The sequence below is a fragment of the Burkholderia ambifaria AMMD genome, assembly GCF_000203915.1.
Lineage (GTDB): Bacteria > Pseudomonadota > Gammaproteobacteria > Burkholderiales > Burkholderiaceae > Burkholderia > Burkholderia ambifaria.
Map to the genome: position 1 here is coordinate 1,170,652 of NC_008390.1, position 18,696 is coordinate 1,189,347.

At 67.2% G+C, this 18,696-nt stretch carries 12 protein-coding genes; 3 read left to right on the forward strand and 9 right to left on the reverse strand.

Annotated elements, in window-relative coordinates; genetic code table 11:
• Positions 1-10 precede the first annotated feature (10 nt).
• Positions 11-1,099 carry a porin gene (locus BAMB_RS05480; protein ID WP_011656413.1) on the forward strand — a complete coding sequence of 363 codons (1,089 nt, stop codon included), beginning with the start codon at positions 11-13 and terminating at the stop codon, positions 1,097-1,099.
• 31 nt (positions 1,100-1,130) lie between these two features.
• Entirely contained in the window at positions 1,131-2,093 is a 963-nt protein-coding gene (locus tag BAMB_RS05485; protein WP_011656414.1) for an AraC family transcriptional regulator, read from the forward strand.
• Between the two features lie 148 nt (positions 2,094-2,241).
• Here BAMB_RS05485 and BAMB_RS05490 read toward each other — a convergent pair whose 3' ends face one another.
• The 9 genes from BAMB_RS05490 to BAMB_RS05530 all read right to left on the reverse strand — a co-directional run bounded on the left by BAMB_RS05490 (position 2,242) and on the right by BAMB_RS05530 (position 18,017).
• Entirely contained in the window at positions 2,242-5,550 is a 3,309-nt protein-coding gene (locus tag BAMB_RS05490; RefSeq protein ID WP_011656415.1) for an efflux RND transporter permease subunit, read from the reverse strand.
• 3 nt (positions 5,551-5,553) lie between these two features.
• Positions 5,554-8,673, reverse strand: coding sequence for an MdtB/MuxB family multidrug efflux RND transporter permease subunit (locus BAMB_RS05495; RefSeq protein ID WP_011656416.1), 3,120 nt, complete (start codon positions 8,671-8,673; stop codon positions 5,554-5,556).
• Between the two features lie 15 nt (positions 8,674-8,688).
• A complete protein-coding gene (locus BAMB_RS05500) occupies positions 8,689-10,080 on the reverse strand; it encodes an MdtA/MuxA family multidrug efflux RND transporter periplasmic adaptor subunit (protein ID WP_011656417.1) in 1,392 nt (463 codons plus the stop codon).
• Between the two features lie 244 nt (positions 10,081-10,324).
• The gene (locus tag BAMB_RS05505; protein WP_011656418.1) at positions 10,325-11,149 is read right to left on the reverse strand and encodes an IclR family transcriptional regulator; all 825 of its coding nucleotides are present in this window, start codon (positions 11,147-11,149) and stop codon (positions 10,325-10,327) included.
• A 516-nt stretch (positions 11,150-11,665) separates the two neighbouring features.
• Positions 11,666-12,808 (reverse strand): FAD binding domain-containing protein, encoded by a 1,143-nt coding sequence (locus tag BAMB_RS05510; protein WP_011656419.1) that lies wholly within the window; start codon positions 12,806-12,808, stop codon positions 11,666-11,668.
• A 79-nt stretch (positions 12,809-12,887) separates the two neighbouring features.
• On the reverse strand, positions 12,888-13,763 hold the full coding sequence (locus tag BAMB_RS05515) for an alpha/beta fold hydrolase (RefSeq protein WP_011656420.1): 876 nt from the start codon (positions 13,761-13,763) through the stop codon (positions 12,888-12,890).
• Positions 13,764-14,081: 318 nt separating this feature from the next.
• Positions 14,082-16,040, reverse strand: coding sequence for a PhoX family protein (locus BAMB_RS05520; protein ID WP_011656421.1), 1,959 nt, complete (start codon positions 16,038-16,040; stop codon positions 14,082-14,084).
• Positions 16,041-16,232: 192 nt separating this feature from the next.
• Positions 16,233-17,426 carry an ammonium transporter gene (locus BAMB_RS05525; RefSeq protein ID WP_011656422.1) on the reverse strand — a complete coding sequence of 398 codons (1,194 nt, stop codon included), beginning with the start codon at positions 17,424-17,426 and terminating at the stop codon, positions 16,233-16,235.
• 255 nt (positions 17,427-17,681) lie between these two features.
• Positions 17,682-18,017: a hypothetical protein gene (locus BAMB_RS05530; protein ID WP_011656423.1), complete on the reverse strand. Its 336-nt coding sequence runs from the start codon at positions 18,015-18,017 to the stop codon at positions 17,682-17,684.
• 193 nt (positions 18,018-18,210) lie between these two features.
• Between BAMB_RS05530 and BAMB_RS05535 the strand changes: the two genes are divergently transcribed.
• Positions 18,211-18,639, forward strand: coding sequence for a BCAL1086 family glycoprotein (locus tag BAMB_RS05535; RefSeq protein ID WP_011656424.1), 429 nt, complete (start codon positions 18,211-18,213; stop codon positions 18,637-18,639).
• Positions 18,640-18,696 lie beyond the last annotated feature (57 nt).

Sequence of the window (18,696 nt, forward strand, 5' to 3'; positions counted from 1 at the left end):
GGAGACTTCCATGAAAACCTTCCGCACGGCCGCGACGGCCGTTTCGTTCGCGGCCGCCGCCGCGTCGCCGGGCGCGCACGCGCAGAGCAGCGTGACGCTGTACGGCATCGTCGACACGGGAATTCAGTACTACAACAACGCGGCGGGGGGCGGCGCAGTCGCCGGCATGCCGTCGCTGACCGGTGAAGTGCCGTCGCGCTTCGGGTTGCGCGGCGTCGAGGATCTCGGCGGCGGCTATCGCGCGTTCTTCGTGCTCGAGAACGGCTTCGCGCCGAACTCGGGGACGCTGAACTACGGCGGGCGCCTGTTCGGCAGGCAGGCGAACGTCGGCATCGAGTCGCCGTACGGCGCGCTCACGCTGGGGCGGCAGATGAACATGTCGATGCGGGTGCTGCTCAACGCCGACGTGATCGGTCCGTCGATCCATTCGATGGCGAGCTTCGACAGCTACCTGCCGAACGCGCGCAGCGACAACGCGCTCGGATATCTCGGCCGCTTCGGCGGCGTGACGCTCGGCGGCACCTACAGCACCGGGCGCGACGACGCGGGCCCGGCCGGCCCGTCGGCGACCCATTGCGCGGGCAACGTGGCGGGCGACCCGGTCGCCTGTCGCCAGTACACGATGATGGTGGCGTACGACGCGCCGCAGTTCGGCGCGGCCGCCTCGTATGACGTGATGCACGGCGGCGCGGGCGCGTCGGCGCCGCTGTCGAGCCCCGGCTATACGGACACGCGCACGATCGTCGACGCGTACGTGAAATTCGGCATCGCGAAACTCGGCGCGGGCTGGATCCGCCGCAACACGGCGGCCGCGGCGCACAGCCAGTCGGACATCTTCTTCGCGGGCGGCACGGTCCAGGCAACGCCGGCGCTATCATTCGACGCACAGGCGCTGCGCTACCTGCTGCGCGGCCGCTTCGACTCGAACCTGTTCGTCGCGCGGGCGAACTACAGCCTGTCGAAGCGTACGATGGTCTATACGTCCGTCGCCTACATGACGAACAGCGCACTCGGCACGTCGGCGGTGGCGGCCGGCGGCACCGTCGGCGCCGGCCAGAACCAGGTCGGCGTGATGGCGGGCATCCAGCAGCGCTTCTGAGCGGGCGGCGCGCACCACGGAGACTCCGACAATGACGACCGATCTTCTCAGCGACGTGCTGACCGACCTGCGGGCCGATGCGGTCGTCACCGGGCGCTTCACGCTGAGTGCGCCGTGGGCGATCCGCAAGCCGGCCGTCGCGGGCGCACCGTTTCGCACCTGTGCCGGCAGCCCGTTCTTCCTGGCGGTTGCGGGAGCCGCGCCCGTACACGTCGAGCCGGGCGACTTCGTGCTGCTGCCGCACGGCGACGAACACGTGATGGCATCGTCGCTCGACGAGCCGCCGGTGCTGTTCGATACGCTGATGGCGGACAAGGGCATCCGGCCGCGCTTCGACACGCCGCTCGAATTCGTCGCGGGCGGCGGCGGCGCGACGAGCGACCTCTATACCGGGATCGTCATTTATCGCGACATCGTGCGCAGCCCGCTGTTCTCCGTGCTGCCGCCGCTGATTCACGTCCGCGCGAACGACGCGGCCGTCGCGCCGTGGCTCGCGAGCACGCTGCAGAGCTTCATCGAGGAATCGATGGCGTGCCAGCCCGGCTGGGCCGTGGCCGCGACGCGTCTGGCCGACGTGCTGTTCGTGCAGCTGTTGCGTGCGCACCTGCAGTCGTCGGCGAATCACACGGGCTGGCTGCGCGGCCTGACCGATGCGCAGATCGGCCGCGCGATGGCGCTGATGCACCGCGACCCGCGCCGCGACTGGCAGCTCGCGAGTCTCGCGGCCGAGGCCGGCATGTCGCGCTCGCGCTTTTGCGCGCGTTTCGCCGAACTGGTCGGCGAGACGCCGATCGGTCACCTGACCGCCTACCGGATGTACCTGGCGAGCGGCGAGCTCGCGCACGGCAAGCTGCGGCTGATCGAGATCGCCGAGCGGGTCGGCTACACGTCGGAAAAGGCGTTCGCGCGCGCATTCCATCGCTGGTCGGGGATGGCGCCGCGCCGCTATGCGCGCAACGCGCAGGATCTGTACGACCTCGCACGACATGGATGACGGCGCGTCGCGCTATCGGGTGCCCGCGCTTGCCCGCGGGCTTGCGATTCCTGCAGCGGTCGCGCGCGGGCAGCCGTACGCTACCGATACGGAGCGGAGCGGTGCCGCAGGCTCCGTCACTCCGCGTACGGCCGCGTCCCGCTACACGCTACTCCCCAGCCACCGCCGGCCCGCCCGAATTGCCGCGGCGGTTGCGGCGCTTCTCGCCCCACACGCGCAGCCGGTCCATGTACAGATAGACGACCGGCGTCGTATAGAGCGTCAGCACCTGCGACATGATCAGGCCGCCGGCGATCGCGATCCCGAGCGGCGCGCGCAGCTCGGCGCCGTCGCCGTGGCCGAACGCGAGCGGCAGCGCGCCGAGGAGCGCCGCCATCGTCGTCATCATGATCGGCCGGAAGCGCAGCAGGCACGCCTCGTGGATCGCATCGTACGACGACTTGTTGCCGTTGCGCGTCTGGTCGATCGCGAAATCGACCATCATGATCGCGTTCTTCTTCACAATGCCGATCAGCAGGATCACGCCGATCAGCGCGATGATGCTGAATTCCGTCTTGAACAGCAGCAGCGCGAGCAGCGCGCCCACGCCGGCCGACGGCAGCGTCGACAGGATCGTGATCGGGTGGATGTAGCTCTCGTACAGGATCCCGAGCACGATGTAGACGGCCAGCAGCGCCGCGAGGATCAGGATCGGCTGGTTGTTCAGCGATTGCTGGAACGCCTGCGCGGTGCCCTGGAAGCTGCCGACGATCGTCGGCGGCACGCCGATCTGCGCCATCGTCTGGTAGATCACCTGGGTCGCCTGCGACAGCGACACGCCCGGCGGCAGGTTGAACGAGATCGTCGTCGCGACGAAGAGGCCCTGGTGGTTGACCGACAACGGCGTCGTGCTCGGGCCGAAGGTCGCGATCGCGGACAGCGGGATCATCGTCGACTTCGACGTCGACACCGCCGCGCCCGACGACGCACTCGACTTGCCGCTCGACGCGATCGAGTTCAACGCTTGGTTGCGCGCGGAATCGGACGCGATCGCCGCGGCGCTGGTGGCGGCCGTGCCGGCGCTCGACGTGCCGGCCGAGGTCGCGACGAAGGTGCCGGCCGCCGCGTTGGTCGACTGCGAGCCGTTCGCGCTGCCGCCCGACGTGCTGATCCACACTTCGTTCAGCATTTGCGGGCTCTGCCAGTATTTCGGCGCGACTTCCATCACGACGTGGTACTGGTTCAGCGGGTTGTAGATCGTCGAGACCTGGCGCTGGCCGAACGCGTCGTACAGCGTGTTGTCGATCTGCGCGGGCTTGATGCCGAGCCGCGCGGCGGTCGCGCGGTCGATCGTCACCATCGCCTCGAGGCCGCCTTGCTGCTGGTCGGAGTTGACGTCGGTCAGCTCTGAGCGCTTCTGCAGCGCCTCGGTCAGCAGCGGCCCCCACTTGTACAGGTCGGCGCTCGAATCGCCGAGCAGCGTGAACTGGTATTGCGCGTTGCTCTGCCGGCCGCCGACGCGGATGTCCTGCGCCGCCTGCAGGAACGTGCTCGCGCCGGCGACATCCGCCAGCGGCCTGCGCAGTTGCTGGATCACCTGGTCGGCCGACAGCTTGCGCTCGGTGCGATCCTTCAGCGTGACGAACATGAAGCCCGAATTGGTCTGCGTGCCGCCGGTAAAGCCCGCGGCGCTCTGCACGTTCGGGTTGCTCTGCACGATCCGCATCATCTCGGTGAACTTCTGCTTCATCGCCTGGAACGACGTGGACTGGTCGGCCCGAATGCCGCCGATCATCAGCCCGGTGTCCTGCTGCGGAAAGAAGCCCTTCGGCACGATGATGTACAGATAGACATTCAGCCCGATCGTCGCGAACAGGATCAGCAGGACCAGCAGCGGGCGGCGCAGCGCCCACGACAGCGAGCGCTCGTAGCCGCGCTGCATCCGCGTGAAGAACCGCTCCAGGAACCGGCCGAGGCGGCCTTCCTCGTGCGCGTCGTGCGGCTCGCGCAGCAGCCGCGCGCACATCATCGGCGTGACCGTCAGCGACACCGCGAGCGATACCGCGATCGCGAGCGACAGCGTCAGCGCGAATTCGCGGAACAGGCGCCCGACGATGCCGCCCATCAGCAGGATCGGCAGGAACACCGCGACGAGCGAGATGCTCATCGACAGCACCGTGAAGCCGACCTCGCGCGCGCCGTCGAACGCGGCCTGCAGCCGCGGCTTGCCGTTCTCGATGTGACGCGTGATGTTCTCGAGCACGACGATCGCATCGTCGACCACGAAGCCGGTCGCGACGATCAGCGCCATCAGCGACAGATTGTCGATCGAGAAGCCGAGCAGGTACATCGCGCCGAACGTGCCGATGATCGAGATCGGCACCGCGACGCTCGGAATCAGCGTCGCGCGCCAGTTGCGCAGAAACAGGAACACGACCATCACGACCAGGCTGATCGCGATCAGCAGCGTGTGCTCGGTGTCCTTCAGCGACGCGCGGATCGTCGTCGAACGGTCGAGCACCGGCGTCACCGTGATGTCGGCCGGCAGCGACGCGGTGAGCTGCGGCAGCGCCGTGCGCACGCGATCGATCGTCTCGATGATGTTCGCGCCGGGCGAGCGGTAGAGGATCACGAGCACCGCGCGCTTGCCGTTCGACAGGCCGAGGTTGCGCAGGTCCTCGACCGAGTCGACGACCTCGGACAGGTCGGACAGCCGCACGGCCGCGCCGTTGCGGTACGCGACGACCAGGTCGCTGTACTGCGACGCATGCGACGCCTGGTCGTTCGTATAGAGCTGGTAGTGCTTCGGGCCGAATTCGATCGCGCCCTTCGGGCTGTTCGCGTTCGCGGACGCGAGCGCGGCCCGCACGTCCTCGAGGCCGATTCCGTAGTGGAACAGCGCATGCGGTTCGAGCTCGACGCGCACGGCCGGATTCGCGGAACCGCTCACCGACACCTGGCCGATCCCGTCGATCTGCGACAGCGACTGCTGCAGCACCGTCGACGCGGCGTCGTACAGCTTCGCGGGCGACGAAGTCTCCGACGTCAGCGACACGATCATGATCGGCGAGTCGGCCGGGTTGACCTTGCGGTACGTCGGGTTGCTCTTCAGCGAGGCGGGCAGGTCGGCGCGCGCCGCGTTGATCGCGGCCTGCACGTCGCGCGCGGCGCCGTCGATGTCGCGGTTCAGCCCGAACTGCAGGATGATCCGCGCGTTGCCGACCGTGCTGGTCGACGTCATCTCGCTGACGTCGGCGATCGAGCCCAGGTGCCGCTCGAGCGGGCTCGTCACGCTGGTCGCGACGGTCTCGGGGCTCGCGCCGGGCAGCGACGCCTGCACCGAGATGGTCGGGAAGTCGACCTGCGGCAGCGGCGACACCGGCAGCTTGATGAACGCGAACAGGCCGGCGAGCGCGACGCCGAGCGCGAGCAGCGTCGTCGCGACGGGGCGGGTGATGAAGGGGCGCGACAGGTTCATTGCTTACACATCCGTGCGCTTGCCGGCGTCGGCGCCGGGGCCGTACCGCTCGAACCAGCCGCGCGCGCGGCGCGCGAGGCTGTCGAAGCCGAGATAGATCACCGGCGTCGTGAACAGCGTCAGCACCTGCGACACGATCAGGCCGCCGGCGATCGCGATCCCGAGCGGCTGGCGCAGCTCGGAGCCGGCGCCCGCGCCGACGATCAGTGGCACCGCGCCGAGCAGCGCGGCGAGCGTCGTCATCAGGATCGGCCGGAAGCGCAGCAGGCACGCCTGGTAGATCGCCTCGCGCGGCGGCTTGCCCTCGACCCGTTCGGCCTCGAGCGCGAAGTCGATCATCATGATCGCGTTCTTCTTCACGATGCCGATCAGCAGCACGATCCCGATGATCCCGATGATGTCGAGGTCGTGCCCGGTGATCATCAGCGCGAGCAGCGCGCCGACGCCGGCCGACGGCAGCGTCGACAGAATCGTGATCGGGTGGATGTAGCTCTCGTACAGCACGCCGAGCACGATGTACATCGTGATGACCGCCGCGAGGATCAGGAACAGCTGGTTCGACAGCGACGCCTGGAACGCGAGCGCCGCGCCCTGGAAGCGCGTCTGGAACGAGCCGGGCAGGCCGATGTCCTTCTCGGCCGCGCCGATCGCCTTCACGGCCTCGCCGAGCGACGCGCCCGGGGCGAGGTTGAACGAGATCGTCGTCGACGGGAACTGCGACAGGTGCGCGATCAGCAGCGGCGACGGCCGTTCATGGAACGACGCGATCGACGACAGCGGCACCTGGCCGCCGCCGGCGGACGGCAGGTAGATGTCGTTCAGCGATTCGGCGTAATGCTGCTCCTTCGGCTCCGACTCGAGAATCACGCGGTACTGGTTCGACTGCGTGAAGATCGTCGACACGATGCGCTGGCCGAACGCGTCGTACAGCGCGTTGTCGACGGTCGCCGGCGTGATGCCGAAGCGCGCGGCGCTGGCGCGGTCGATCTCGATGTACACCGACTGGCCGTTGCTCTGCAGGTCGGTCGCGACGTCGGCGAGCGACGGCTCCTTCTGCAGCCGCGTGACGAGCTTCGGCACCCAGGTCGCGAACTCGTCGGGGTTCGGGCTCGTCAGCATGAACTGGTACTGCGTCGGGCTCACGGTCGAGTCGATCGTCAGATCCTGCACCGACTGCATGAACAGCGTGATGCCGGTCACGTTCGCGACGCGCTGCTGCAGGTCGCGGATGATCTGCGCGGACGACTCGGAGCGGTGGTCGCGCGCCTTCAGGTTGATCAGCATCCGGCCGCTGTTCAGCGTGATGTTGCTGCCGTCGACGCCGATGAACGACGTGAGGCTTTCGACGTTCGGATCCTTCAGGATCTCGGCCGCGAGCGCCTGCTGACGTTCGGCCATCGCGCCGTAGGAAATCGACTGCGGCGCCTGGGTGATCGCCTGGATCACGCCGGTATCCTGCGCGGGGAAGAAGCCCTTCGGTATGTACACGTAGAGCAGGGCGGTCAGCGCGAGCGTGAGCAGCGCGACGACGAGCGTCGAGCCCTGGCGGTTCAGCACCCATTCGAGCGCGACCCCGTAGCGCGCGATCACCGCATCGATCACGCGGTGCACGCGCGCCTCGAAGCGGTGGCTTTCCGGCGGCGGCGAATGGCGCAGCAGCTTCGCGCACATCATCGGCACGAGCGTGAGCGACACGATTGCCGAGATGACGATCGTCACCGCGAGCGTGATCGCGAATTCGTGGAACAGGCGGCCGACCACGTCGCCCATGAACAGCAGCGGGATCAGCACCGCGATCAGCGACACCGTCAGCGAGATGATCGTGAAGCCGATCTGCCTCGACCCCTTCAGCGCGGCCTCGAGGCCGGTGTGGCCTTCCTCGACGTAGCGTGCGATGTTCTCGATCATCACGATCGCGTCGTCGACGACGAAGCCGGTCGCGATGGTGAGCGCCATCAGCGACAGGTTGTTCAGCGAGAAGCCGGCCATGTACATCACCGCGAGCGTGCCGATCAGCGACAGCGGCACCGACAGGCTCGGGATGATCGTCGCGTAGACGTTCGCGAGGAACAGGTACATCACCAGCACGACCAGCACGACCGCGAGCAGCAGCTCGAACTGCACGTCGCGCACGGCGGCGCGGATCATCGTCGTGCGGTCGGTGACGACCTGCACGTCGAGCGCCGCGGGCAGCGTTTCCTGCAGCTTCGGCAGCTGCGCCTTGATCGCGTCGACGGTCGCGATCACGTTCGCGCCCGGCTGGCGCTGCACGTTCAGGATGATCGCCGGCTCCGCGTTCACCCATGCGCCGAGCTTGGTGTTCTCCGAGCCGGCGACCACCTTCGCGACGTCGGTCAGCATCACCGGGCGGCCGCTCTTGTACGCGACGACCGCGGAGTTGTACTGGTCGGCGCTGGTGAGCTGGTCGTTGGCGTTGATCGTGTACGCGCGCGTCGGGCCGTCGAAGTTGCCCTTCGGCGTGTTCACGTTCAGGTTCGAGATCGTCGTGCGCAGGTCGTCGAGGTTCATCCCGTACTGCGCGAGCGCGGTCGGGTTCGCCTGGATCCGCACGGCCGGCCGGTTGCCGCCCGACAGGCTGACGAGGCCGACGCCGGCGATCTGCGAGATCTTCATCGCGAGGCGCGTATCGGTCAGGTCCTGCACCTGCGTGAGCGGCAAGGTTTTCGACGTGATGGCGAGCGTCAGCACCGGCGCGTCGGCCGGGTTGACCTTCGCGTAGATCGGCGGGGCCGGGAGGTCGGACGGCAGCAGGTTGCCGGCCGCGTTGATCGCGGCCTGGACTTCCTGCTCGGCGATGTCGAGCGGCAGGTCGAGCGAGAACTGCAGCGTGATCACCGACGCGCCGGCCGAGCTTTGCGACGACATCTGGTTCAGCGACGGCATCTGCCCGAATTGCCGCTCGAGCGGCGCGGTGACCGACGACGTCATCACCTCCGGGCTCGCGCCCGGATAGAAGGTCTGGACCTGGATCGTCGGGTAGTCGACTTCCGGCAGCGCGGCGAGCGGCAGGAAGCGCAGCGCGACGAGGCCGGCCAGCATGATCGCCGCCATCAGGAGGGCGGTGCCGACCGGCCGGAGAATGAAGAGGCGGGATGGATTCATCGAGCGGCCCGCGCGTTACTGGGCCGCGGGGGCCGCGGCCTGCGACGCGCCGTGCTTGTGTCCGCCGCGGTGGCCGGCCGCACCCGATGCGCCCGAAGCACCCGATGCACCCGATGCACCGGACGCCGCGCCGGCGCGGTGCGCGCCCGACGCGCCTTTGGGCTTGTCGGCCGGGATCGTGATCTTCGCGCCTTCGCGCAAGCGGTCGGAGCCGTCGGTGACCACGCGCTCGCCGAGCGCGACGCCGCTGACGATGCTGGTGCGTTCGCCGTCGACCGGGCCGATCGTGACCTTGCGCACCGTCACCGTGTTGTCGGGTTTGACGATGTACACGAACTGGCCGATCGAGCCCGTGAGCACGGCGGCCGTCGGCACGATCGTCGCATTGCGCAGCACGTCGACGAGCAGGCGCGTGTTCACGAACTGATTCGGGAACAGCAGGCCTTCCTTGTTATCGAACGTCGCGCGCAGCTTGACCGTGCCGGTGCTCGTGTCGATCTGGTTGTCGAGCGTTTCGAGCGAGCCCGTCTCGAGCGGCACCGTGTTGTTGCGGTTGTACGCGGTGACCGACAGCTTCTTGCCCGCGTTCACCTGCTTGAGGATCTGCGACAGGTTGTCTTCCGACGTCGTGAAGATCACGCTCATCGGCTGCATCTGCGTGATCACGACGATCCCGTTCGTGTCGCCCGCCGTCACGTAGTTGCCGGGATCGACCTGGCGCAGGCCGACGCGGCCCGACACCGGCGCCGTGATGCGTGCGTACGTGAGGTTCAGCTTCGCGGAATCGATCGCCGCCTGGTCGGTCTTCACCGTTCCTTCGTATTGCTTGACGAGCGACGCCTGCGTGTCGACCGTCTGCGACGCGATCGAGTCCTGCGACAGCAGTGTCTGGTAGCGCTTCAGGTCGAGGCGGGCCGTCGCGAGCAGGGCCGCGTCGCGGGCGTAGGTGCCTTCGGCGGTTTCGAGCGCGACCTGGTACGGACGCGGGTCGATCTGCGCGAGCAGGTCGCCCTTCTTGACGAGCTGGCCTTCCTGGAAGGCGACCGACTGCAGATAGCCCGACAGCTGCGTCTTGACCGTCACGTTCGCGAGCGGCGTCACGGTGCCGAGCGCGGACAGCACGATCGGCATCTCGCCTTGCGTCGCGGTCGCGACCGACACGGGCTGCGGAATGTTCGCCATCGCGGCGGGGCCGCCGCGGCCGCGATGGCCGCCGCCGGCGCTCGCGCCGGACGCCGCGCTGCCTGCGGCCTGCGTGCCGGCCGGCGTGCGGCTCCACGGGTGCCACCACAGCAGGCCGCCGATGACGACTGCGAGCGTCCCGATCACCAGCGTGCGGCGCGGGCGACGGGCGGCAGGGGAGGCGGGATCCTTCGAAGGGGGCGTGGGCTTTTGTTGGTTGTCCATCGTGTTCTGTCAGGAAGACGGCGCGGCGTGCCGGAAAACGGGGGTGGAGCGGCGCGTGGGCATGCGATGCCGCGAGGGCCGGCTCGGTCCGGCCCTGGCGGTCCGCGCGGGAAAGAGCGGTGCGCACCGCGAATGCGGCGCGACGATGGGCATGATGCTACGTCCCGTCCCCGTTACAGTCCAGCGGTCTATCTTTCAACGGGTTACGGTCGTTACATAACGCGACGGGACGATGACGGATCGATTACGCGGCGCTGCGCCGGGCCGGTGCGCCGCCGATCTCGCGGGTGATTTTCGCGATGCATTCGTGCAGCGCGGGCACCACGTGTTCCTGCAGCCATTCGGCCGAACACTGGCTCGATGCGCCGCCGCAGTTCACCGAGTAGCGCTGGCCCGACGGGCCGACGAAGCCGGCCGCGACCGCGTTCAGCCCTTCGCGCCATTCGCCGATCGCGATCGCGTGGCCTGCGCGCATCGCGTCCTCGAGCCCGGGGTTCAGGCGCGCCGACACGTGCGGCCAATCGTCGCCGGCCGTCGCGCGCAGCGCGTCGAGCAGCGTGCGCCGCTCGTCGTCCTCCAGCGCCGCGAGATACGCGCGGCCGACCGCGGTGCGTGCGATGTCCATCCGCGAGCCGATCTCGAGGCGCGTGACCAGCACCGCCGAGCGCGGCCGGATCACGTCGATCGCGACCATGTCGAGCCGGTCGCGCACCGCGAGGTGCACCGACAGCGACGTGCGTTCGGCGAGTTCGATCATGAACGGCCGCGAGCGCGCGCGGATGTCGAAGTTGCGCAGGAAGCCGTGGCTCAGCTCCAGCACCGACGCGGTCAGCACGAAGCGCTCGCTGTCGGGCAGCTGGAACAGGAAGCCGGCGCTGACGAGCGTCGCCGTGATGCGCGACACGGTCGGCTTCGGGATGCCCGTCAATTCGGTCAGCTCGCGGTTGCTGACGGGGGCGTCGGCGGCCGCGATGCGGCGCAGCACGGCGAGGCCGCGCGCAAGCGCGGTGATCTCGTCCGGCGCCGATTCACGGTCCCGGGGTGCGGGAGGCGTTACAGATATCGACACGAGGAATTCTCTCTATTTCCGAAACTCGATTTCAATTTTGTTGGTATCGTAAGATGATTGTCAAAAGATGCATGTTCCGTGGGTGAATCGTTCATCGTATGGGATTTTACGGGTTCACCCTTGGTTTATTAGGAAAGTTCTCAAATGACCATTGCCGGAAAGTGCAGGAGCCGGTGCAAATACCGCTTGACTTGTCGGGCGGAAACGGAAAGAATGTCTCACGTTTTCGAAACATCGTTTCAGGAGTTTAACCGGCAACGGTGTTTCGCGCAGTCTCTCAGGTTCTAGCACGGCCCTCGGAATGGCTAGAACTTTTTTAGCGCCACGGTTTCCGTGGCGCTTTTTTTTGCCCGTTTTCGGCGCGCAACAAAGTTTGCAGCAGCTAGCAAGAGCGGTTTCAAAAACGTCAAAGTATGCCGCATTGCCGAAGGTTGTTGTTCGGCGCCCGATCTGGAGCGCTATTTCCTCATCAACGTGATGCGCGGTGGTTCGACTGCCTCGGCGCTATCTGGGTGGTCACGTCGATCCCATGATGCGCGTGCCCAGTGAAATACCGAGCGCCGATAGCGAAGCGTTGATCTTCTGCTGATCGCGTTCCCAACGCGACAGTGCGGCGTCGAACGCCGTGCCGCGCGCGAAAGCCTGCATCGCTTCGGCGAGTCCAACCGCATTGTCCGCCGCCTTTGCCACGCCGGCCGCGGTATGTGGGCGGACAAGGCAAGCCGCGTCGCCCAGCAGTACCGCGCGGCCGAACACCATTCGCTCGACGACAAGATCCCGAATTGACTGTGCGAACGGCGCGTGCGTTGCGTCGACGAGCGCGGCGAGCGTCGGCGCGAGCAGGTTGCGGGCCGCGTCGACGAGTTCCGACCGATAGTCGTCGCGCATTGCACCGGGCGGCAGCGATCCGTCTCGCTGTGTGCCGTCCCGGGAAAGAAACAGTTCAGGTAGCTTGTCGTACGACAGACGCCGGTACCACACCCAGTTCACGCGCCGTTTGCCGGGCTCGACGGTGCCGTCGCGGCCTGGCACCAGGTAGGTCAGGAACAGATGTGCGTCACCCTGCTGAAACGTAAAGCGGTTGCGCAGCACGCGAAGTACCTGATCGGGCAGGTCATGTTCGTCGACGAGCCCGCGCCACGCAACGTAGCCCGCATAGGTGGGTTGCGAATCGGGCAGCAGTTGCGCGCGCACGCCGGAGCGCCCGCCATCCGCGCCGACGAGCAGATCCGCGTGTTCTACGCGGCCGCTCGCGAAATGCGCGGTGACGCGCGCGCCATCGGAATCGAGTCGCTCGAACGTCTCGCCTGCATGGACGACGCCCGCTGGCAGCGCGCGCTTCAGCGCCGTATAGATCACATTCCACGCAGTCTGGGTTTGCGGCATGCGCATTTGCTGCACGACCCGGTCACCCTCGTCGAGATAGATCCGCTCGCTCGAATCCACGCCGGTATCGCCCGGCATCGGTACGCCGCCGAATGCGAACGCGCGGACGATCGGCGGCTGCAGGACGATGCCTCCGCCGCGGCTATCGAGCTCGCTCGGCGACTGTTCGAACACGCTGACGTGCCATCCTGCCGCACGCAGCGCAGTTGCCGTGAAGAGTCCGCCTACCGATCCCCCGATCACGAGTGCCCGCGGCGTCGATACGTCGTTCATGAAGTGCTCCTGTCAACCAGTGGATCGCGCGTGCCGCGCGTCCGATTCCCTGCTGCGTCGATGCCGGTGCGCCGCGGATTCAACCTTCCCAGCTCTTCAGGAAATCGAGCAGCAGCGCGTTGACGCGTTCCGGCTGTTCTTCCTGCGGAAGGTGGCCGCATTGCGCGATGGGCTCGGCCCGAAGATGTGTCGCCATGCTTTCCCAGACGGATTTCATGTCGAACATCTTGCCGACCGCGTAGAAATCCTCACCCCAGATCGCCATGGTCGGGCATGCGATCTTCACATCGGCGTCGGCGAGATCCTGTTGGACGTCTTCCGCGTTCGCGCGGTAGTCGGCGAGTGCGCCACGGACGGCGCCGGGACGACGATAGGCCCGGACATACGTGTCGAACGCCTCGCCGGAAATGGCGTGCGGGTTGTAGCACCAGTCGGAGAAGAAGTAGCTGAGCCACTCGGCTTCCTTGCCGGCGATCAGTGCTTCGGGCAGGTCCGCTACCTGATGAAACAGGAAGAACCAGTACGCGCGTGCCGTCTGGGCTGTCATGTTCTGCGCGACGATGCGGGTCGGCACGTTGTCCATCACGACAAGGCGCTCGAGGCGCTCGGGGAAGTCCTTCGCGAAGCGTGTCGCGACGCGTGCGCCGCGATCGTGCCCGACCAGCGCGATTCGGCCGATGCCAAGCGTGTCGAGCAATGCGACGAGATCGCGGGCCATGTTGCGTTTGTCGTACCCGGCGGCCGGCTTGTCGGTTTCGCCGTAGCCGCGCAGGTCGGGCACGATGACGCGGTAGCGTTGTGCCAGGACGGGAATCTGGAAGCGCCATGCGAAGCTGGTTTCCGGGAAACCGTGCAGCAGGACCACGACAGGCCCGCTGCCCGCGTCGATGAAATGTTGTCGAATTCCGTTCGCAGTGACGGTGTGGTGAACGATCGAAGGCGTGGTGGTGGACATGTGTCGGTTCCTGTTTCGGTTCGGACGACGCGCCATCGGAGCGACGTGCGCGCGAGTGCTGTCCGAGCATAGGCGAAGCAACATGGCCAGTCGCATGAATTGTTCTGAATGACGATGAAGGTGTTCCTGGGAGGAGGGCGACCTCCAATGCCCGATGCGAGCAGTGCGGCGAGTGGCGTCAGTGCGGCGTGCGCGCAAAAAAAAGCGCGACGCCCGCACTGGGCATCGCGCATGAACCGGCGTGGAGCGCCGACGAATGAAACGTGATGAAGAGAGGGACGCCCGGCCACGGGCGTCCGGCAGGAATCCCCCGGCCGCTCAGGCCTTCGCGAGCTTGATGCTGGTCGGCTCGGCCGTCAGGTAGCCGACGCAGGCGCCGAAGCGGTCCTTGTAGTTCGCGCGCACGAGCGGGTCGAGCGTCGACTTGACCTTGTCGTGCAGCGGCGTCTCCCAGTCGCCCACGTGCTGGAAGTTGCTCATGACGTAGGTCCAGCCGTTGATCTCGTCGACCGCGTGCAGGCCCGTCGATTCGGCGCCGGCCGGGCACGACAGCACGCGCGCGAGCGACTTCGTGTCGACGTTGTACGCCCACAGGAAGTTGTTGACGTGCATGCCCGAGTCTTCGCCGATGAAGAGCGTGCGCAGCTTTTCCGAGAACTTCAGGTTGTCGGGGTTCGCGATCTTGTCCGGATTCGCGAGGTTGCCGAGCGCGTCGGCCGCGGCGAGGTCCTCGCCGACGAGCGCCGCCGGCGCGCCCATGTCGACCGGCACCCATTCGCTGTCGATCGCGCCGCCCGACGTGTCGCGCTGGCCGGCCTTCAGGTTCAGCGCATAGACGGCGCCCGCGGCGATCTTCTTGTCCACCGCGACGTCGCGCGACACCGCGTTGCCCTTGACCATCGACGTCTCGATGCGCGACATCGCCGTGTAGACGATCTTGTCCTTCGCGTTCACCGTCGTGCCTTCGAGCTTCGTGAACGCCATGCTGCCGCCGATCAGCGCCGCATAGCGGTGCGTCTCGAGGAACGCGGCCGCCTTTTCCATCCCCGGCTTCACGCGCATCCAGTTGAACTTGCCGCCGAAGTGGATCTTCGTGTAGCTCGCGTCGCTCGGGTCGGTCGTCGTCAGGTCCATGATGTCCGACGCCTTCAGCGTGTTCGCGAGCGTCTCGATCTCGCTGCTCGTCGCGTGGCCGATCCTGATCCACGTCAGCGTCGCGCTGCCGGCGCCGGCGGACGACGTCTGCGTCCACTTCGCGACGTACAGCGTGCCGGCCGACAGGTCGGCCGCCTTGTCGGCGACGAACATGAACAGGCCGCCGTTGGTGGCGTCGTCACCCATCATCACGGTGCGCTGGTCCGGCATCACCTGGATCAGCTCGTGCGAGATGCGGCCGAGGCAATAGTGCTTCTTCACCGTGCCGGTGCCGTCCGGGTTCACCGTGATCTCGGGCAGGTGGCCGTAGTGATAGGGGTTCGCCTTCGTCTCGTCGCCGAACGTGTTCTTGCTGAATGCCTTGAACTGCGTATCGGTTGCGGCCTTCGTCGCGTCCGGCTCGTATTCCTCGCTCGACAGGTGCGTGCCCCACGGCGACAGGCTCGCGCCGCAGGTGATCCACAGGCCGTGCGCGCTCGACGTGTCGACGTTGTGGTACTTGACGACCTTCAGCGCGCCGCTGGACGGATCCTGATCGAGCGTGATCACCGCGATCGGCGACGGCAGCTGGCCGTACTGCGATGCGCTCGCCTGGTCGCGCGTCGTGTATTCGAACTGCACGACCGCGAACACCGTGTTGCCCTTCACGCCGGCGACGTTCGCGTTCTTCAGCGTCAGCAGCGAGCTGCCGTCCGGGCAGTCCGAATAGAACTGGCGCTCCTTGCCGGCCACCGAGCGGTCGATGATCGGCTGGTTGTTGATGTCGTAGTAGCCGCCCGCGAGCGTCGTGCCGCCCTTGCCGTCCGGCACCATGTCGCCCGTCACGAAGAACGGCCGGTACGCCAGCTTGAAGTTGCGCGACGAGCCGTCCGAGAACGACACCGACAGCGTCGAGCCGACCGTCGTCGTGGCCATCGCGGCCGCGTTGTCGAGCGAGGGCGCGGCCATCGCCGAGAACGCCGCCGACGTGTATGCGGCGGCGGCCGGCGTCGCCGTCGGATTGTCGTCGCCACCGCAACCGGTCAGGAGAGCCGGCAGCGCGAGGCCGGAGAGGGGCAGCATGGGCGCGCCGGCGAGGATCTTCAGGGCCTGACGACGGGAAGCATTGGGCAACGCGGGCATGTGGAGTCCAGTTTCAGATGTTGGAAGAATGGCCGTCGCGAAGCAGGCACGCAGCAAGCAAGGCGAAGGCAAGTTGAAAACTGGACCGAAGTGTAGGGATGCTAGATGAAAGTTTTTTGAATCGAAAACGTAATGATGCACCGGGCGTCCGTCAGGTGGGCTGGCGGACGCCGCTTTCGTGCTTGATGGTGTTCAATCGCGCTCGGGCGTCGCCGAGATGCGGTGGATCGACAGGTCGGCGCCGTCGAATTCGGCTTCGCGATCGAGGCGCAGCCCGACCGTCGCCTTCAGCGCGCCATACACGAGCGTGCCGCCCGCGGTGGCGATCGCGATGCCGCCGAGCGTGCCGATGAGCTGCGACACGAACGACACGCCGCCGAGGCCACCGAACACGGGCTGGCCGAACACCCCGGCCGCGACGCCGCCGAGCGCGCCGCACAGCCCGTGCAGCGGCCATACGCCGAGCACGTCGTCGATGCGCCACTTGTTCTGCACGCAGGTGAACATCGCGACGAATATCGCGCCTGCCGCGGCACCCGTGACGAGCGCACCGATCGGGTGCATCACGTCGGAGCCCGCGCAGACCGCGACGAGGCCCGCGAGCGGGCCGTTGTACGTGAAGCCCGGATCGTTGCGGCCGGCCATCCACGCGGCGAGCGTGCCGCCGACCATCGCCATCAGCGAGTTCACGGCGACGAGGCCGCTGATCTTGTCGAGCGTCTGCGCGCTCATCACGTTGAAGCCGAACCAGCCGACCGCGAGCACCCACGCGCCGAGCGCGAGGAACGGAATGTTCGACGGCGGATGCGCGGCGATCCGGCCGTCCTTCGCATAGCGGCCGTGGCGTGCGCCGAGCAGCAGCACGGCCGGCAGCGCGACCCAGCCGCCGAATCCGTGCACGACGACCGAGCCCGCGAAATCGTGGAACGGCGCGCCGAACGCATGCGTGAGCCAGTCCTGCACGCCGAAGCGGTCGTTCCATGCGATCCCTTCGAAGAACGGGTAGATGAAGCCGACGATGATCAGCGTCGCGACGAGCTGCGGATTGAATTTCGCGCGCTCCGCGATGCCGCCGGACACGATCGCGGGGATGGCCGCCGCGAACGTCAGCAGGAAGAAGAAGCGCACGAGCACGTAGCCGTTGTGCTGCGACAGCGTGCCGATGTCGTCGAAGAACTCGACGCCGTACGCGATCGTGTAGCCGATGAAGAAGTACGCGAGCGTCGACACCGAGAAGTCGACCAGGATCTTCACGAGCGCGTTGACCTGGTTCTTCTTGCGGACCGTGCCGAGCTCGAGGAATGCAAAGCCCGCGTGCATCGCGAGCACCATGACGGCGCCGATCAACAGGAACAATGTATCGACGCCGGATTTCAGACCATCCATGCCGTGGCTTCCTTGCGCAAAAAATGCGCGAGGAATGCAAGTATCGAGCCAACTTGGTGAATTACTGCGTGCAAATGGTGCGAAAGGCCGCGCGGTGCGGCATTCCGGTGAAGCATGCACGGTCGCGGGGCGGGTTGGATGCCGGCGAAAGGAGCGCACCCGATGCACGTGTGTGGTGCGAAACGTGCGCAACTGGTGCGTGCAACGCGCGGCGCGGGGGCGGCGTGATGTGCCGCGATGCACCGGTCTGGCGCGTCAGCGACGCGCGAACAGCGTCCGTGGCCGCCGCAGCCGCAGCGCGCATGCGCACCAGTAGGCGGCGACGGCCGCGAGCCCGAGTGCCGCGAACGTGAGCGCGGCGACGCCCGCGTGCGACTGGCCGTCGCCGTCGGGGCCGAGGATGCCTTGCGCGACGATCAGCGCAGCCGTCCAGAAGCCGATCACCGCTTGAACGAGCAGGCGCGCGCACGCCACCCGGCGCGCACGCCCGACGGCACGCAGGCGCGTCGCGGACGGCGGGCGAAGACACAGGAACAGGGTGGCGGCGAGCACGGCGGCCAGCGCGATGAACCAGTCAATGAGGAAAGCCATGGAGAAGCGGGAAGCGGACGGAGCGGATGGAAGGCTGCCCACTTTAGTGTCGGCGCGTGTGCGATTGAATCAGACGAGTCCGAAATTGAAAGGCATTTTTAAGCGGGAGTGGTCAGTGGCCCTGTTCCACAAGCGGTATCATCGGCATCGGTCCAACCATTCAGGCCGTGCGGCGCACGGCCGGAGATTGCTGATGAAGATGAAGACTTCGCGGGCGCGTCGCGCGCCCGGGTTCGTGCTGGCGGCCGCGGCCGTCGGTGCTCTGCTGTTGCTCGCAGGCTGCGAGAAGTCCGGCACGCCGGCCCAGCAAGCCGATACGGCCGCAAGCGCGGCCACCGATGCTGCCAACAGCGCGGCCAAGGCGCTCGACCAGGTGGCGAGCACCGTCAACCGGCAGCTCAATGCCGCGAAGGCCGGCATCGCGAGCGCGGCCTCGGCCGTGCCGCCGCTGTCCGCGAGCGGTCTCGCGTCGGCCGCGCAGGCGCAGCTCGACGCGGCCGCTTCCGCGGTCGTCGCGCATGCGGCGTCCGAAGCGGGCGCGAAAATGGCGGAAGCCGGCAAGAAGCTGCAGCAGTGGAGCCAGCAGAATGCGTCCGGCGCGAAGCCTGCCAGCGGCGAGTAACCCGGCACTTGCGCAATTCGCGAAATGTAATTATAGTGGTTACATATTGTCGCCGGC

What these genes read in the sequence shown, in the direction of transcription:
- BAMB_RS05480 (WP_011656413.1), top strand. Translation starts at nt 11, where the DNA reads ATGAAAACCTTCCGCACGGCCGCGACGGCCGTTTCGTTCGCGGCCGCC.
- BAMB_RS05485 (WP_011656414.1), top strand. Translation starts at nt 1,131, where the DNA reads ATGACGACCGATCTTCTCAGCGACGTGCTGACCGACCTGCGGGCCGAT.
- BAMB_RS05490 (WP_011656415.1), bottom strand. Translation starts at nt 5,550, where the DNA reads ATGAACCTGTCGCGCCCCTTCATCACCCGCCCCGTCGCGACGACGCTG.
- BAMB_RS05495 (WP_011656416.1), bottom strand. Translation starts at nt 8,673, where the DNA reads ATGAATCCATCCCGCCTCTTCATTCTCCGGCCGGTCGGCACCGCCCTC.
- BAMB_RS05500 (WP_011656417.1), bottom strand. Translation starts at nt 10,080, where the DNA reads ATGGACAACCAACAAAAGCCCACGCCCCCTTCGAAGGATCCCGCCTCC.
- BAMB_RS05510 (WP_011656419.1), bottom strand. Translation starts at nt 12,808, where the DNA reads ATGAACGACGTATCGACGCCGCGGGCACTCGTGATCGGGGGATCGGTA.
- BAMB_RS05515 (WP_011656420.1), bottom strand. Translation starts at nt 13,763, where the DNA reads ATGTCCACCACCACGCCTTCGATCGTTCACCACACCGTCACTGCGAAC.
- BAMB_RS05520 (WP_011656421.1), bottom strand. Translation starts at nt 16,040, where the DNA reads ATGCCCGCGTTGCCCAATGCTTCCCGTCGTCAGGCCCTGAAGATCCTC.
- BAMB_RS05525 (WP_011656422.1), bottom strand. Translation starts at nt 17,426, where the DNA reads ATGGATGGTCTGAAATCCGGCGTCGATACATTGTTCCTGTTGATCGGC.
- BAMB_RS05530 (WP_011656423.1), bottom strand. Translation starts at nt 18,017, where the DNA reads ATGGCTTTCCTCATTGACTGGTTCATCGCGCTGGCCGCCGTGCTCGCC.
- BAMB_RS05535 (WP_011656424.1), top strand. Translation starts at nt 18,211, where the DNA reads ATGAAGATGAAGACTTCGCGGGCGCGTCGCGCGCCCGGGTTCGTGCTG.